The following is a 15503-nucleotide window of genomic DNA, read 5'->3' as shown; positions in this document are numbered from 1 at the left end:
GGGAGGCCCGCCTCAGTCATGCCGCACCCGGGACGCTGCCTGAGCAACGGAGCACCTGGACGCCGATCAGTGGTCGAGGCGTTGACCGTCGTGTCCCCGAATCCCGACGACAATTGGTCTTCGATGGCCTTCAGCGACATTCCTTCCCTGCCGGCCCTCTCAGCTACGGGATCTCTGGGACGGCCGCGGCCGCAGTACCACCGGATCACCCAGATATCGTGCGAGCCGTCCACGAACGGTGTCGTCGATCGGCCAGGCACCACCGGTGCCGCGGTCCACCAGCACCATCGTGGCCTCCGACGTGACCACAGGGGCGTGCCCCACCCGGGGGCTGATCGTGGCCGCGAGGGAGAAACTGGAGGTCCCGATGTGGGTGACCCACATCGTCACCGCCACCGGCTCAGGCGAGTACCAAAGCTCATCGTGGAACTCGACGGTCTGCTGGCCCACCAGCCTGTCGACCTGCTCATCGAGGACACCCAGCACGCCGTGGCGGTCTCCCGGTCGACCCGGTTCCGGGTAGCCGAGGAAGATCATCCGCGCCTCGTCGATCAGGCGCGCAATCGCGGTGTTCCCGACATGACCGGCCAGATTGACGTCGTCAAAGCGCAGCTGCAGGGACACGATCTGCTCATCGGCGAGAGGCATGCGGCGAGGCTACCAGCGACGAAAAAAGCGCCCAGGCAACCCCGAGGCCGAACACGCGCGAAGGTGCGGAGCGGCTCTCACTGCACGGTAGAGAACGTGTTGCACAACATCGGATCCCGAGTCCACCGCAACCTCAGATGGCAGGCATGGGGAGTTCACGGATGCGGCGGTAGAGGGTGGCGCGGGACATGCCGAGGTCGCGGGCGACCTGGGTAGCCGGCTCCCCACCGTCGATCAGCCGCAGCGCGTTACGGATCTGGGAGTCGGTGAACGTCTGCCGACGCCCGCCGAGGTCCTTGCCCGCGGCCCTGCGCTTGGCCACCGAGTCGGTGACCCGTTCGCGTTTGATTTCCAACTCCATCTGGGCCAGGGCGGCCATGACGGTGAACACCATCGAACCCATTGGGGTGGCGGTGTCCACGTCTCCCCCACCGAGGTTGAGCACCCGCAGCCCCGCTCCCCTCACCCGCAGTGCTTCGGCGAAGGCCAGCATGTTCTGCGTCGAGCGTCCCAGTCGGTCCAGTGTCGTGATGACCAGAGTGTCCCCCGACTCGAGTGCAGCGACCGCTCGGTCGAACTGCGGACGCGAAGCACGGCCTCCAGACACTCCACTGTCGACATAGATGTCATCGCGCCGCACGCCGGCACCCAGGAGGTCAGACACTTGACGGTCTGCGTACTGCTGCCGCGTCGACACTCGCGCGTACCCGATCAGCTTCCCCATATCCACCTCATCTGTCTCGCAACTGACGTTGAGTATCCGATTCTAGGGGCATGGATAAAGCACAAGGATGCGAGACAGGCCGAACCGCAGAAACATGCGGCCGCGAATTTCCCGGACGAGACGTCTTGCATCCCATGGGATGTGAGACATTCACACCAGTCGAAGTAGATCCCTGGACGTTCCACATACGGCAGACTGAGAGGCATGGCCCAATTTGAACCAGAAGACATTGCGAAACAGCTACGAGACCGCCTTCTCCACACCAGCGAGGATTCGATTGCTATCGAAGAAGTCGACCTACGAGAGGTGGAGGATCCGGACGGCACGACCTCATGGAGGGTGACTCTCTACCTCACCGCCCCTGAATCGACTCAAGAAGGATGGCCCGTTGAGGTCACCCAAAAGCTGAAAAGGAAGGCGCGACTTGCACTCGACGAAGTTGCCTCGGCCAACGATGCTTTCCTTTCCGGACCCACAGCCGTCGAAGTTTCGATGAAGGATGCCCCCGTCGACCAGGTAGCCCCCGACGATATTCCTGAAGCTTTTGACTCGCCGGAAAACTCGTCGTCAGAGGACCACAAAGCATGAGTTCTCCGATCTTGCCATCTGGGCTTATCAAAACTGCATATAAGCTTGCTGGCCGAGATGCAGGTCAAGGACGCCCCGCCCTCTCCGATCTACGCCGATCTACATCCACCGCCTATTACGCTCTTTATCACCAAATTCTGCGACATGGTGTTCTTGCAGCCGTTCCCAATGCTTCAGAGGATGATGTGGCTAACATTACGCGTTGGTTCACCCACACAGGAGTTGCGGATGCAGCGGCGTGGGTGGTTACTGCAGCTTCAAACAAACACCCGCTTAGCAAATCGGAGCGAGGACCCGTCCTACTGCTTCGCCGCGACCCCAGGCAACCCATCCAAAACGAGCTCCTTCTCGTGGCAGAGACCTTCATTGACCTCCAACGAGCCCGCCACGAGGCCGACTACAGCAGTTCATACGACCCCGTAAGGTATGCCACTGTGGACCACGTCAACTCCGCTCAAGCTGCATTGAAGGCTACGGAATCCATGTGGAGAGCACAGGAGTCCTCTAGGGTTGAACGCCAGGAATTAGCCAACTCGTACAAGCGTTTTCTCGTACTTTGCTTGAGTGCTTCGGGTGGACCTAAAACACGCTAGATGGCTTGAGTATCACGACTTAGGGAAAGACGGTGACAACCCCAAAACTAGACATGCCGGAAATGGCGGTTTGTACTGCACCCATATTCCTTACACGAGCCTGCATACCTGAAATAGAGTCCTTGGTGGTACTTCGCCGCAGAGGTAATCACCTCCCCAAGATTGATACCGTCTGCACACCGTTGATTCGGGCAGCCGATTCACCTCGTAACGCATGCCTTACGCGACTCCACGGAACCGGGGTACACCAGTCCCCCTGATGCTGGTCTCCTCAATCAGCGGTCTGGTTACGTCCCACAAAATGGTAGAGCTGGCTAGGCACGTCAGCCCGCCCCGAGCACCCCCGTGGTTGAGGTGACAACGGGTGATGGACAAACGGCCGGTAGGGGCAGAAGTGCATAAACGTGAGTCGCCAACGAACTCTCTCGCGTCGGATACCCTCTGTAAAAGACACCGTCTTGAATGGAGTAGCTCGCTCCTAATCAATCTTCAGCTAGAGAAAAAGGGAGGGGTGTGCAGTGGATGAAGGGTCGTTCGCCCTTATCGGCGCAGTGATTGGAGGCGCTGTCGGCGTTGCGGGAACTCTTCTCGCTACGCTTATCCAGCAACGAGGCGAGGACCGACGCGCCATCCGTCCAGAACTTAGAGATCTCATAGTCTCGTTTTCTGCGAATGCTAGGCGCGCATGGGACGCCGAGATATCAATGGCACATGCTTATCAACAATGGTCGGTCGGACCGGACGAAGGGCAAAATGAGCTCAAAAGAGCAGGACGACGGTGGTCAGACGCTCAGCAGGCCGCATGGGACCAACTAGCTCTTCTGCGGATTACGCATATGGGGTTGGCAGAACCAGCGGAGGCGCTGCTTCTAACCTGTCGCTTAATTACGGACCCCGAACCTGAACAAGAGGAAATTGAGATAGAAGAAGTCTATACACGAAACGCAGATGCGCGGCGTAAATTTGAGAAAGCAGCACGAAAAGTACTAAGAATCGATCAATAGCTTGTTTAAGTTAATTATAACCAGTATGCGATTGACTCCCACACTGAAATCTTGTGTGCCACAGACCTTTTAGTCGTCGACGACTTAGTGCGTCGAAATGTTTAGTTTCGGCAACTGTGAGGTCAACCTCACCGTTTGGACACTGACGGTCGTCACGCGCTTAATCAGGTCAAGGATGTAGCGGGGTTCCCCGTGTTCGGCTGCCCAGTCGTTCGGATCGTTGGTGATGCCGGACTTCTTGTCGACCTTGACCTGGTAACGGTCGATCAACCAGTCAATCCCTGACCGTGGCCCGAGCATGTACCCGTGGGACTCTGCGGGGAGGCGCTCGAGGGTGATCCAGGGGTTGTAGACGAGTTTCGACTTATCTTTGCCAGACCCGTACTTCATCTTCGTCACACGGTAGAGAGCAGCAGCATCCGTGGGAGCTCCGTCCCTGATTAGCTCCGTGAGCGGATAAGGCTCCACCATCTCGTATCCGAGGTGCAGACTGGCAAGTTGCCGACCCGTTTCGGCGAAGGCACTGAAGTCCTCGGCACTGGCGACCTTAGGGATGCGCGGAAGCATTTTCGTCAAGTCCGCGGCGTACGTGGAACGGTAGTGGGGGGAGTGCAGGATGCCGTATACGTAGTAGAAGATATCGTCCTTGGTTACTTCGTCTCCGTAGGAGGCGCGGTAGTCCGCAAGTATGTCGCTAGTAACGTTGTCGACCCTTCGGTACCCGTACTCATCGATATCGCTGGAAGAGCCGCCGAGGGCGAGCTGTCCCTCGGGCACCGTGATCTTCTCGTATGTCCAGCGCGGGAAGAACTGGGCGGTGTCCAAGGTGTGGAGGTTCGGGAGGGCATCGACGATGAACGGCGTGAATTCGAAGTGAGATGAGGGCCCTGTGAGGATGATTCCAAGGTTCTTATGCTCCGATGTTGGGAACATGGAGGGCATCAGCAGGACCATCTCGTTGAGGCCACGATCGAAGTACACGTGTTGCTTGCAGAACGGCCGGTACATAGCTAGACGAACGGCTGACGTCTTGAAATCGTGCTTCTTGTGCAAAGACAGGTCCTTGCGGAGAGCACGACTCCAATTGATGATTTTCGGATCTGCCTCAATGGCCTCGAGGGACATGGCCCCCGTTTGCACCTGTTCCACCTGGGCGTTGTAGACGTCGATCATCCGGCGCATGTTGGTTTCGACTGCGGTGCGCGAGGAGTTGTAGCACCAGGCGTCACGATTGGTGGATAGGCCGAGGCTGTAGGTCTTGAAAACAGTCGTTGCCCCGGTCGTGGATTTTTTGTCGCCTAAGGGTGTGTAGGTGGTGAACTCGGTGTTGCGTTGGCTGGTCCAGTCCCCTGCCTCGTTGGGTTCGATGACATCCCAGTCGATGGTGTTCAGGGTGGACTGCTGGATGCCGTCGAGCTTTTCTTCGCGGGTGAGGTAGTCGCCGATATCCCTGTAGTGGATACGGCAGGGACCAGTATGGGCCGGGTTCTTCACAGCCACCAGGATGGCGACGGTGTTGCGGCTGCCCGAGCCGAAGATCTTGCCGCCCTCCTTGCGGGACTGTTCTCCAGCACTCCGTTGGTTGCCCCGCAAGTTGAAGACATAGAGGCTCGAGAAATCCTCTGCCAAGGTGAGACGCAGGCCGTCGGCGGTGTTGGCGTCGATCCAACCGCCGTTGGTGACATAGGCGATGACGCCGGAGTCACCGATACGGTCGGTGGCCCAGCGGATGGCACGGATGTAGGAGTCGTAGAGGTTGCGCTTGAGGCCGGCTGAGGACCGAGCCGCGTAGGTCCGTTCGATTGCCGTGTCCAGGGTGGGGTAGGCGAGGTTGGCGTTGTTGTCGTTGGCACTGGTTTGGCCTACCGAGTAGGGCGGGTTGCCGACGATGATCTTGATCGGAGCCTCGAGCTGGACCGCGGCGCGGTCGTTATTGGCGGTGAACATCGCCGTGTCCAGCGTGTCTCCGTGCTCGCTCATTTGAAAGGTGTCCGTGAGGACGATGCCTTCGAAGGGCCGGTAGCCGCCGCCGGCGATGGCGTGGTAAGTGGCTTCGATGTTCACGGCTGCGATGTAGTAGGCCAGCAGCATGATCTCGTTGGCGTGCAGCTCGGAGGCGTACTTGCGGGCCAGGTCGTGTTCGCTGATGATCCCGGACTGCAGCAGGCGGGTAATGAAGGTCCCGGTGCCAGTGAACGGGTCGAGAATGTGCACGCCTTCGTCCGTCAGTCCACGGCCGAACTCGGCGCGGGAGACGTCGTCGGCAGCCCGAAGGATGAAGTCGACGACCTCGGTGGGGGTGTAGACGATGCCCAGGGCGTCGGCCTGCTTGCGGAAGCCGAGCTTGAAGAACTTTTCGTAGAGCTCGGCGATGATGCGTTGTTTGCCCTCGGCGTTATCCACTCCAGCCGCGCGCATGCGCACGGATTCGTAGAAGCCGGCCAGCTTCTCGGTCTCTGCGTTCAGGCCACGGCCTTCGAGGGCGGTGGCCATGGTGTCCATGACGATGGAGACCGGGTTGTGGGCGGCGAAGTCGTAGCCCTCGAAGAGGGCGTCGAAGACCGGTTTGGTGATCAGGTGCTGGGAGAGCATCGAGATCGCTGACTCAGCATCGATGCTGTCGTTGAGGTTCTCCCGCAGACCTTTGACGAATACCGCGAACTGCTCGGCTACCTCATCATCGGCCTGGTCTACGAGGGCGCGGATGCGGGTCTGCTGGGCGCCGGCGATGTCGGCGACATCCTTGGCCCAGTCCTCCCAGTAGGTACGGGTACCGACCTTGTCCACAATCTTCGCGTAAACCGCATCCCGCCACTCCAGCTCGAGATTGAGCATCCCCTGGACGCCGCGGCGCAGCGCGTCCTCCTGCTCCCGCTCCGTGGAAGTGGAGTCGGTGTACTCGTCCTCGCCGTCTCCGGCGCCGACGTGGCCGATCATCAGCTTGTCAGTGGCCTGGGACTTGTTCAGGTCCAGCTTGTTGACCATGGCGTTGAACCGGTCATCGTGAGCCCGCAACGCTTGCAGGACCTGCCAGACGACCTTGAACCGCTGGTTGTCCGCCAATGCCTGTTCCGGGGCCATTCCGGCCGGCACGGCCACGGGCAGAATGATGTACCCGTAGTCCTTATCGGGTGCTTTACGCATGACCCGGCCGACGGATTGGATGACGTCAACCACGGAGTTGCGCGGGTTCAGGAACATCACCGCGTCCAAGGCTGGGACGTCCACGCCCTCGGACAGGCACCGGGCGTTGGACAGGATCCGGCACTCCCCCTCCGGGACCGGGGCCTTGAGCCAGTCCAGGCGGTGGTTGCGTTCCAGGGCGTTGTAGGTCCCGTCCACGTGCTCCACCGAGCACCGCAGGATGTTGTCGCCGGCCGCCTCGTAGGCGTCGATGACCTCCTCGAAGGTGCCGGCCAGGCGCTTGGAGGTCTTGATGTCGCGCAGGAATGCCACGGCGCGCTGCATCGGCTTCTCCCCCGCTCCGAAGCCGCCGGCGCCGTTGTGGCCGGTGCGCTTGGCCAGTCCGTTCCAGCACCCCACGATGCGGGTGGCGTCATCGAGGGTGAGCTCGTGGTTCTCATCGGCCAGCTGTTGTTGCAGAGGCCCGGCGATGTACTCCTCATCGACCGTGAGCACCAGCACCTTGTAGTCGGTCAGCAGACCGCGCCCGACAGCGTCACCGAAGCCCAGCCGGTGGAACTCCGGGCCGTACACGGTCTCGTCGTCCATAGAGGTGAGCACCGCGGCATTCTCATTCGCCTTGGCCTTGGTCTCCTCGGCGAAGATCCGCGGGGTCGCCGTCATGTACAACCGCTTGGACCCGGTGATGTAGGACCCGTCGTGGATCTTCACGAAGTTCGACTCGTCCACCCCGGCCAGGGTGGCCCCGGTGGTGCGGTGGGCCTCATCGCAGACGATCAGATCGAACCCCGGCGCCCCCTGGGCTTGGGCGTCGTGGATGACGGGCAGGGACTGGTAGGTGGAGAACACCACCGAGACCTCTGGGTCCCCCACCTCCCCGGTGATGGCGTGGGCGAGCTTGGTGGCATCGGTGGTCACCGGGATCACCACGTCCACCGTGGAGATGTCCTCGGCCGCCCTGGAGGCCTTGGTGTCCGAGCACACCGCGTAGGAGGCCATGGGCATCGCGGTCTGGCCGGTCCACTCCCGCAGCGTCTGGGACATCAAGGAGATCGACGGGACCAGGAACAGCACCCGGAACGCCCCGGCCCTCCCCTGCTCTCGAGCGGTGACGGCCATGGTCTCCACCAGCTTCAGGGAGGTGAAGGTCTTGCCGGTGCCGCAGGCCATGATCAGCTTGCCCCGGTCGTGGGCGGTGAAGCCGGCGGTGACTTTCTCGATCGCCTCTTGCTGGTGCGGGCGCGGCTGGTGCTTGGCTGCCGGCTTGAGATCGACCTCGAGCTGGTCCTCGGCCGGCCAGGCCACGTGCCAGTCGATCGGGGCCGCGGCGATCTCCGAGAGCCCGATCCGCTGCACCGGAATGGTCTGCTTCTTGATCGTCTCCTCCGCGTTGCCGCCCCAGTGCTCGGTGGTGGAGACGATGATTCGGTTGGAGAAGTCTTCCTTGCCCGAGGCGGCTAGGAAGGAGTCGATGTCGGCCTTGGACACGTAGTGGTGGGGTTCGTAGAACTTGCACTGGATCGCCGTCCACGACCCATCACCCCGATGCCGAGCCACCAGGTCGATCCCGGTGTCGGGCTGGCCGTTACGGCCCTCCCAGTCCGACCAGCGCAGCACCCGATCGAAGGTCGAGGAGTAGATCGGGTCCAGCTCGAAGTAGCGGACCATCAGTTCCTCGAACTTCGCTCCCCGGTCGTAGTTGGTGCGCTCCTGCCGGAACGCTTCCATCACTTCATGGACCGACGTCGTCACCGGGCTCAACTCCTACAACTGGACTGCACTGGGGGCACCGACGAATCTACCGGTCAGAGGCCTCCAGCCCGTCCAAGGACCGCAGGATCGCCCCGGGCAACTGGAGCGGGCCAAGCCGGTACGGCGACCACTGGTCCTGCGTTCCCGGCTTCAGGGACGCAGAGAAGCGATACCGCCCCTGTGCGGTGGGTGTGCCCTTGCGCTGGTCGAACTCATCGCTGGGCACCAACCATGCCTGGCGCAGCTGGCCGTGTTCGTCGTCCACGGCCACGAACAGCAGCGCCAGGTCACTCCGAGGCGTGAAAGTCTGGGACCGCACGAACGCCTGGAAACGTCCACGTGCGGCCACAGTCCCGGAAAGCATCCGAGCCTTGACCTGCACCGCCAGCGTCGCGGTCCCGCCGCGCTGGTGGAACACCAGGTCCACGCCTTCGTCATCAACCATCGAGGTGGAGACGTTCAGCCGCCCTTGGGAGACCAGGATGCAGAACGAGGCGACCAGATACTCCGCGGCCTTGCCCATCCGACCCGCATTCGGCGACTTCTCCAGGTAGGAATCCATCACGCGATCCTATGGGCCGGCACAACAGGCGGCCTGTACCAGCGGCCCCCGCTGCACCAAAGGTGTCGGCTTGGCCTGATAGGACAACACCATGGACGTCAGCAGTCACGCCTTCAGCGCAGAGCCCGAACCGATCCGTCGAGTGTTCGATGACATCGTTCGCACAAATTCGTCCCCGGCCGCTCATGCGGAAAGCAGCGCGGAGTTCCTCAACCGCGTTCAGGGAACGTACTGGGATCAGGTGCGGCAACTGGTTGAGGACTGGGCGTCCCACCTGGACCGTGAGTCGTTTGCTGATCTGTCCAAACGGCTGAGGTCACCGGACCACCGGCAGTCCCAGGGGGCATTTCTGGAGCTGTACCTGCACGAATCCTTCCTCCGAGCTGGATACCGGGTCGAACCCCACCCCGTCCTGGAAGGCACCTCACGGCGTCCGGACTTCCTGGCCACCAAAGACGGGCACGGCATTTATGTGGAGGCCCGCTCCATCTCCCCCAGCAATGCCGACGTGGCCGACAGCAACCGGCTCAAGCAGGTGTACGACGCCCTGGACCAACTCGACAGCCCGAACTTCTTCCTGTGGGTCAACGTCGGAGAACAAGGGCCTCGCCCCCTACCGGCCAAGCCCCTGCGCCGGGAACTGGAGCAGTGGTTGGAGACCTTGGACCCGGACGAAGTCACTCAACAAGCTCAAGACGATTGGGGTGACGAGGGACGTCCCACCCTGGAGTGGTCCCGCGACGAGTGGACGCTCCATTTCGAGGTCATGCCGAAATCCCCCGAGGCCCGTGGTGAACCTGGCCTCCGGGCTCTTGGAGCCTTCGGCGGCAGATCCGCCGGGGTGATCGATGACGCACCGTCGATCAAACGCGCGCTATCCCGCAAAGGTTCCGCATACGGGACGCTGGCTTACCCCTTCGTGGTAGCACTGGGCACCTACATGTTTGACGATGACCACTTCCACGTCATGAACGCTCTTTACGGACGGGAAAGTGTGGAAGTCCAATATCTGCCCGACGGCCGGTCGACGACTCGATCAGTCCGTACACCGGATGGGTACTGGCGTTCTCCTGCCGGATGGCGGCGTCAGAACGTCGCTGGGGTACTGATGGTGAATCAGTTGCAGCCCTACTCCATAGGAAACTAAATACCCAACCTGTGGGTTCACCCCGACACCCGCCATGAGCTCGACGCTCTCCCCACATGGAATATGTCCATCTTGATCGGCACCGAGATCCGGAACGAGACACCTCGCACGACGCCCCTGAGCTTCTTTGATCTTCCCTCCCCCTGGCCCGCAGGAGTTCCCTTCCCTGAGCGCTGAAATCTGCATGAACCTCAGGGTTTTACGCAACAAAGGCTGAAACCTTCCTGCCAAGCCAGCGTATGGACTTCTTATAACCGCTGCACGAACCCTGCATATCAAGGTGAGGTGAGACCAGCGGTGGGAGCCGCTCTCGATAATCTCTATGTGGTCGTGTCCGTTGCCTCCTAAGTCGTTTTTAGAGTGAGTGCTTTTTCGGTAAGGTGAGTCCGCGCCTGGAAACGTGCAGCACAACAGGCGCCACCTTAGCTGCCCTCAAAGGCATGCGAGGAAGTGATTCGGTGCTGGAGATTCCGCTTGTGGGCGTATTTCAGCGAAAGACATGATGAAATCAGGGAAGGTGCCGTGATGGCCCAGAGCGTGCAAATCATTTTGGAGGACGACCTCGAGGGTGGTCCTGCTGAAGAGACCGTCCAGTTTGGCCTGGACGGCCGACAGTACGAGATCGACCTCTCCACTGCTAATGCGGAGAAGCTGCGGGAGGCCCTGCGCCCCTACGCCGCCGCTGGCCGACGAGCCCAGAGCAAGCCCACCCGAGCTACCGGGACCCGTTCCTCTTCGGGTGGTAACCCGGAAACGGCGAAGATCCGGGCGTGGGCGAAGGAGAACGGGTACGAGGTCTCCGACCGCGGCCGGATTCACCAGTCCGTCAAGGACGCCTACTACGCCGCCCAGTAGCCCTCCCCTCCCCAACGGCCAGCACTCGGCCTTCCTGACGTTCGTGACGGCGGGCCCGGTGCTGGCCAGCTATCGCTGCGACATGGCCATGGAACGTTTCGGGGCAGGACTCGAACACGGAGGCCATCACGGCGGTTCCTCCGCACGGCGAACAGCCGGTGACGAGTTGCTCGCCGTGATCGGGCACGGGGCCGCCGGCTCGACTGCGTAGGTATTTCCCCAAAAAACCCCATTTACTCCATTTTATTAATGGAGTAAATGGGGTTTTGTATGTTCGGCTAGTACTTGGGAGGGCGGCCCCGGGTCACGGTGCCTGCACCACCGAAGGGCCGCCCGTCGTTGACCTCGTCGCGGTATTGGTGGATCCGGTCGGTGATGATGCCGGCGACGAAGTCGCTGAGGGTCTGCCCGCGCTGGGCGACGTGGTTGTAGGCCGAGCGCAGTTCGGCCAGGTCGTCGATGTCCATCTGGACCTGGAGGCGACGGCGGGTGTCCGTGGCGTTCCCCTTCTTCTGCTCGGCCGCAGGCGCCGGCGCCGTCTCCTGTGGTGCGGCGGGTGCTGCGGCCTCCGGCGCCGGCGCAGGGGCGGTGGTGTCGGTGATGGAGGGGGCGACGGCGTCTTGGCCGGTGAGGAAAGTAGATTTCCGGCGGCGTCCTGCGGTGCTCATGCTGAGGGTCGTTCCTTTCGTGCCGGCCGGGTTCACCGGCGGCTGATCCTGGCCAGGTGGCGGGTGTAGAGCTCGGCCATGGACTGGCCGCCCTTGATACGGTCCAGGGCGTCACCGGTCTCGATGGCGTCGCGGATCACCGCGCGCTTGGGGATGGGCGGGTCCAGCAGCTGTTCCCCCAGGGCTTCTTGGAGGGTCAGTCGCCATTCGCGCCCGGCCAGGGTCGCCGGCTCCCACTTGTTGAGCAGCACCCCGCGGATCGTGAGGTCGGGGTTGTAGTGCTGCTGGACGGAGCCGATGGTGTCGCGCATCAACGCCACCCCGTCGGCGGCGAACAGGCCGGCCTCGGTGACCAGCACGGCCCCGTGGGCGGCCACCAGGGCGTTGACGGTGAGCATGCCCAGATTCGGCGGGCAGTCGATGATGACCAGGTCGTAGCGCTCCCCCACGCCTTGAAGGGCGCGTTGGAGGGTCCGGGCGCGCTCCTCGGTGCGGGGTGCCTGGGTGAGTTCTTGCTCGATGATCGCCAGGGCCCGCCCGACGGTGGGGGCCAGGTCCACACCGGGCCAGATGGTCGACACGATGACGTCGGCCAGGGTGACGGGCTCCTCCCCCGGCGCCTGCTGCGGGTTGATGACATCGGCGAGGCTGACCTCATCCAGGGGCAGCCGCTCGGGGGTCAGGGCGGTGGTGAGGTTGCCCTGCGGGTCCATGTCGATGGCGAGCACGCGCTTGTCCACGCGTTGGGCGGCGCGGATGAGGTGGTAGGCCGTGGTGGTCTTGCCCACGCCACCCTTCTGCAGCACGGTGGCAAGGATGTCCATACGGTGCCTCCTTTGAGTGTTTGCCTCAGTTTAGTAAATGGAGTCGTTGAGTAAATGGAATGCAGAGGTGTGTTGGCGGGTCTCAGGCGGTGATGGAGAAGTACACGCGGTAGAGGTCGTCCCGGGCGCGACAGGCGGTGGTGGTGACCTCCACCAGGTGCTCCCCGTCGAGGTGGCCGGCGTTGAGGCACGCCTCGGTGGCGGCATCGGCGAGGCGCTGGGCCTTCCGCGCCAGCACCTCGAGGCGCTGGGCGTGGCGGGTGAGCCACTGGGTGCACTTCTCGCTGTCGGCAGCGGCTTGGGCGGCCGCGCGCAGCTTCTCGATCTCGGCCAGGACTTCCTGGGCGGCGCGGGCCGCTTCTTGGGCGGTCGCCCGGAGCTTGCTGGTTGGGTGTTCGGGCTGGATGGTCATGGCGTCCTCCTGGGGGGCGGGTGGACTTCGCGGGGTCCGGGCGTGGGGGGCGCCGTGGATCTGCGGGCGACGGGTTAGTTCAGCTGGGTTCGCTGTCGCACCAGGGCGTGGAGCTTGTCCGGGCGCAGGCCGTGCCAGTGGTCGCAGACGGTGCCGTCGTCGTCGCGGACGACGGTCACGGGCACTCCCTGGTATCCCAGGCCGCGGAGGAAGTCGGCGGCCGCGGGCAGGGAGGCGACATTGATCAGGCCGAAGGGGATGTCCTTGCGGTCCATGGCCTGGCCGGCAGCCTGGCAATCCACACACCCGGGGAGGGTGTAGAGGGTAATGGTGGTCATGATGCCCTCCTGGGCTCAATGGAAGAGCAGGTCCTGGACGTAGAGGCTGTGCCCGGCGACCGCACCGTCGTCGTCGAGTACGGCAACGACTCCGGCGGTGCCGGCACCGGGAACACCGTGCGGGTAGAGCACGTGGGCGATGTCGAAGTAGTGAGGCCATCCTCGCCAACCGGTCTGACTTCGATACTTTTACCCTCAGTTTGCTCCATTACATGAATGGAGTAAATGGCGTTAATGGATGCTTTTGAGGAATAGATTGGGAACGGTCGGGCGGACAAAAACCCCCACCAACGAGCAGTCGGCTGGGATCGTCAGCATCCGCGTGGACATCACGCGTAAGGGCGGCCGTCTAAGAACCCCTGCGGACGCGGAGTAGCTCGGATCCCTCGGAGATGGACACGAGCAGCTGCTCGCGGGCGGCAACGTAATCCTTGCCCTCCGCCTCAACCTCCTGGGTCGCCGTGGATTTGATCATGCAAACGATCTTCATGCTGGGTTCCTTCTTCATGCCCACCCTGCTAAAGCTTCAGCGGGGTGGGCATGCGTCGAAGCGCGCGGATGCCGGCTCACCCCAGCCTGCTACTTCTCGTGGACCCCAGTGCTCAGAGGACGACTGAGTCGTCGGAGCTTAGAGGGCTAAGCGGACACCCAAAGCTCTCATTCTCCCTGGACACCTCTACCACTCACACCACCGAATCGGAGTATTAGCCTCAATTTACTCCAAAACATCCTTTTACCCCATCACAGTTGTACGCCACCTCGACCGCAAACAAGGTGCTGGTAGTGATCGCGGTCCAGTCCGGGCTCGTAGGTTCCCGCAGCTTCCCTTGGGCAATCATTTTGGAGGCCCGCCAGGGCCGAGGAAATGTGCGGCAGCCATCGTTCGCCAACCCGGCCCCAGGGAGGACTGTCGCCTTGGTCAGCTGGGGGAGTAGGTCAGTCCTAGTGCGGCCCAGCTAAGAAGTGCGTGTTCAGGAGACGGTGCGGAGCTCGTTCCAGTCGGTGGTGTAGCGCGGGGAGAGATCGGCTTGGCGGTTGGTCCAGGGGGCAGGGGAGTGGGCGCCGAGCCTTCCCAGGGCGAGGGTGCCGGTGCCGAAGCGGCGGTTGACCGCGTCGATGAGCTCCCCGATCTGGGCCGGCTGCTCGAGCACCCCCGGCAGAACGGGCACGGCGCCCTCGGGGGCCAAGTCCGCGCAGAGGATGCCGGCGCGCATGTAGGACATCCCGTGCATGAGCTTGGGCACCAATGCGGCCCGGGCCGCGGCCACCAGCGGAGTGGGCTCGTTGGTGGGCACCGCCAGGCGCACCTGGGCGGAGACGTTGTGCGCGGGCCCGGGCCGGTGGGGTGACGTGCTGGCGAAGACGGTGATCCGCCCGGTGACCTCGCCTTCCTTCCGGAGTCGGCGAGAGGCGCGTTGGGCGAACTCGGCCACGGCTTGGCCCACGATCTCCGGATCCCAGATCGGGTCTGGGAAGGATCGGGAGACCAGGATCTGCTGCTTGGTGGCCACCTCGTCCTCCACGGGGATGGCGGGGAACCCGTTGAGCTCCAGGACGGTGCGCATCTGCACCACGGAGAACCTGTGCCGGATGGTCACCGGGTCGGCATCGCGCAGGTCGGCGATGGTCTCGATCCCCATCGCCTCCAGACGCTTGGCCAGCCGTCCGGCAATGCCCCAGACCTCGGTGACGGGCAGGGCCGCCATGAGCTTCTCCCAGTACCCCGCCGGGGCCTGGTCCCAGTGGACGACTCCACCGGTGGCGGGCAGCTTCTTCGCGGCCTCGGTGGCGATCTTCGCCCGGGTCTTGGAGCTGGCGATCCCGATGCTCACGGGTAGTCCGACGTTGCGGGCCACGGTGGCTTTGAGCCGGCGCGCCCACCGGACCTGCTCCTCGGGTGTGCCGTCGGGTGGGAGGAGGAAGCACTCGTCGATGGAGTACACCTCCTGGCCCATCGCGTGGCGGGCCAGGAGCAGCATCACCCGCTCCGACAGGTCCGCATAGAGCTGGTAGTTGGAGGAACGCTTCTCCAGCCGCCACCGCTTCGCGTCGGCGCGCAGCTGGAACCAGGGATCGCCCATCTTGATCCCTAGGGCCTTGGCCTCCGCGCTGCGGGCGACGACACAGCCGTCGTTGTTGGAGAGCACCACCAGTGGCTTGCCGGCCAGGGAGGGCTCGAAGAGCGCCTCGCAGGAGGCGTAGAAGTTGTTCACGTCGACCAGGGCGATCACCGCAGAACACCGT

Annotated in this window: 13 protein-coding genes; 3 read left to right on the top strand and 10 right to left on the bottom strand. The window is 62.9% G+C overall.

Annotated elements, in window-relative coordinates:
• Positions 1–159 precede the first annotated feature (159 nt).
• A complete protein-coding gene (locus tag ACH9D2_RS00320; protein ID WP_396360712.1) occupies positions 160–648 on the bottom strand; it encodes a thioesterase family protein in 489 nt (162 codons plus the stop codon).
• A 133-nt stretch (positions 649–781) separates the two neighbouring features.
• The gene (locus ACH9D2_RS00315) at positions 782–1372 is read right to left on the bottom strand and encodes a recombinase family protein (RefSeq protein ID WP_396360711.1); all 591 of its coding nucleotides are present in this window, start codon (positions 1370–1372) and stop codon (positions 782–784) included.
• 204 nt (positions 1373–1576) lie between these two features.
• On the opposite strand from ACH9D2_RS00315, the gene ACH9D2_RS00310 reads away from it, so the two are divergent.
• Entirely contained in the window at positions 1577–1960 is a 384-nt protein-coding gene (locus ACH9D2_RS00310; RefSeq protein WP_396360710.1) for a hypothetical protein, read from the top strand.
• A 1681-nt stretch (positions 1961–3641) separates the two neighbouring features.
• Here the strand turns inward: ACH9D2_RS00310 and ACH9D2_RS00305 are convergent.
• Positions 3642–8453, bottom strand: coding sequence for a DEAD/DEAH box helicase (locus ACH9D2_RS00305; RefSeq protein ID WP_396360709.1), 4812 nt, complete (start codon positions 8451–8453; stop codon positions 3642–3644).
• 46 nt (positions 8454–8499) lie between these two features.
• The gene (locus ACH9D2_RS00300) at positions 8500–9015 is read right to left on the bottom strand and encodes a hypothetical protein (protein ID WP_396360708.1); all 516 of its coding nucleotides are present in this window, start codon (positions 9013–9015) and stop codon (positions 8500–8502) included.
• Positions 9016–9106: 91 nt separating this feature from the next.
• On the opposite strand from ACH9D2_RS00300, the gene ACH9D2_RS00295 reads away from it, so the two are divergent.
• Positions 9107–10162, top strand: coding sequence for a hypothetical protein (locus ACH9D2_RS00295; RefSeq protein ID WP_396360707.1), 1056 nt, complete (start codon positions 9107–9109; stop codon positions 10160–10162).
• Positions 10163–10687: 525 nt separating this feature from the next.
• The gene (locus tag ACH9D2_RS00290) at positions 10688–11017 is read left to right on the top strand and encodes an Lsr2 dimerization domain-containing protein (protein ID WP_396360706.1); all 330 of its coding nucleotides are present in this window, start codon (positions 10688–10690) and stop codon (positions 11015–11017) included.
• A gap of 278 nt (positions 11018–11295) precedes the next feature.
• On the opposite strand, the gene ACH9D2_RS00285 is transcribed toward ACH9D2_RS00290, so the two are convergent.
• The 6 genes from ACH9D2_RS00285 to ACH9D2_RS00260 form a co-directional block, all read right to left on the bottom strand.
• Complete coding sequence (locus ACH9D2_RS00285; protein ID WP_336650707.1) at positions 11296–11685, bottom strand: hypothetical protein; 390 nt, start codon at positions 11683–11685, stop codon at positions 11296–11298.
• 32 nt (positions 11686–11717) lie between these two features.
• Positions 11718–12509 carry an AAA family ATPase gene (locus ACH9D2_RS00280; protein WP_396360705.1) on the bottom strand — a complete coding sequence of 264 codons (792 nt, stop codon included), beginning with the start codon at positions 12507–12509 and terminating at the stop codon, positions 11718–11720.
• 82 nt (positions 12510–12591) lie between these two features.
• Complete coding sequence (locus tag ACH9D2_RS00275; RefSeq protein WP_396360704.1) at positions 12592–12921, bottom strand: hypothetical protein; 330 nt, start codon at positions 12919–12921, stop codon at positions 12592–12594.
• 74 nt (positions 12922–12995) lie between these two features.
• On the bottom strand, positions 12996–13259 hold the full coding sequence (locus ACH9D2_RS00270) for a glutaredoxin domain-containing protein (protein ID WP_396360703.1): 264 nt from the start codon (positions 13257–13259) through the stop codon (positions 12996–12998).
• A gap of 349 nt (positions 13260–13608) precedes the next feature.
• Positions 13609–13767: a hypothetical protein gene (locus tag ACH9D2_RS00265; RefSeq protein WP_396360702.1), complete on the bottom strand. Its 159-nt coding sequence runs from the start codon at positions 13765–13767 to the stop codon at positions 13609–13611.
• Positions 13768–14230: 463 nt separating this feature from the next.
• Positions 14231–15490, bottom strand: coding sequence for a Y-family DNA polymerase (locus ACH9D2_RS00260; RefSeq protein WP_396360701.1), 1260 nt, complete (start codon positions 15488–15490; stop codon positions 14231–14233).
• Between the last annotated feature and the right edge of the window lie 13 nt (positions 15491–15503).

Source organism: Kocuria rhizosphaericola, from assembly GCF_044462205.1.
In the GTDB taxonomy this organism is placed as follows: Bacteria; Actinomycetota; Actinomycetes; order Actinomycetales; family Micrococcaceae; genus Kocuria; species Kocuria rhizosphaericola.
Note: the sequence above shows the minus strand (reverse complement) of the source record. Positions and strands in the feature narration are given on the sequence as shown.

What these genes read in the sequence shown, in the direction of transcription:
- ACH9D2_RS00290 (WP_396360706.1), top strand. Translation starts at nt 10,688, where the DNA reads ATGGCCCAGAGCGTGCAAATCATTTTGGAGGACGACCTCGAGGGTGGT.
- ACH9D2_RS00270 (WP_396360703.1), bottom strand. Translation starts at nt 13,259, where the DNA reads ATGACCACCATTACCCTCTACACCCTCCCCGGGTGTGTGGATTGCCAG.
- ACH9D2_RS00280 (WP_396360705.1), bottom strand. Translation starts at nt 12,509, where the DNA reads ATGGACATCCTTGCCACCGTGCTGCAGAAGGGTGGCGTGGGCAAGACC.
- ACH9D2_RS00300 (WP_396360708.1), bottom strand. Translation starts at nt 9,015, where the DNA reads ATGGATTCCTACCTGGAGAAGTCGCCGAATGCGGGTCGGATGGGCAAG.
- ACH9D2_RS00275 (WP_396360704.1), bottom strand. Translation starts at nt 12,921, where the DNA reads ATGACCATCCAGCCCGAACACCCAACCAGCAAGCTCCGGGCGACCGCC.
- ACH9D2_RS00315 (WP_396360711.1), bottom strand. Translation starts at nt 1,372, where the DNA reads ATGGGGAAGCTGATCGGGTACGCGCGAGTGTCGACGCGGCAGCAGTAC.
- ACH9D2_RS00285 (WP_336650707.1), bottom strand. Translation starts at nt 11,685, where the DNA reads ATGAGCACCGCAGGACGCCGCCGGAAATCTACTTTCCTCACCGGCCAA.
- ACH9D2_RS00310 (WP_396360710.1), top strand. Translation starts at nt 1,577, where the DNA reads ATGGCCCAATTTGAACCAGAAGACATTGCGAAACAGCTACGAGACCGC.
- ACH9D2_RS00265 (WP_396360702.1), bottom strand. Translation starts at nt 13,767, where the DNA reads ATGAAGAAGGAACCCAGCATGAAGATCGTTTGCATGATCAAATCCACG.
- ACH9D2_RS00295 (WP_396360707.1), top strand. Translation starts at nt 9,107, where the DNA reads ATGGACGTCAGCAGTCACGCCTTCAGCGCAGAGCCCGAACCGATCCGT.
- ACH9D2_RS00320 (WP_396360712.1), bottom strand. Translation starts at nt 648, where the DNA reads ATGCCTCTCGCCGATGAGCAGATCGTGTCCCTGCAGCTGCGCTTTGAC.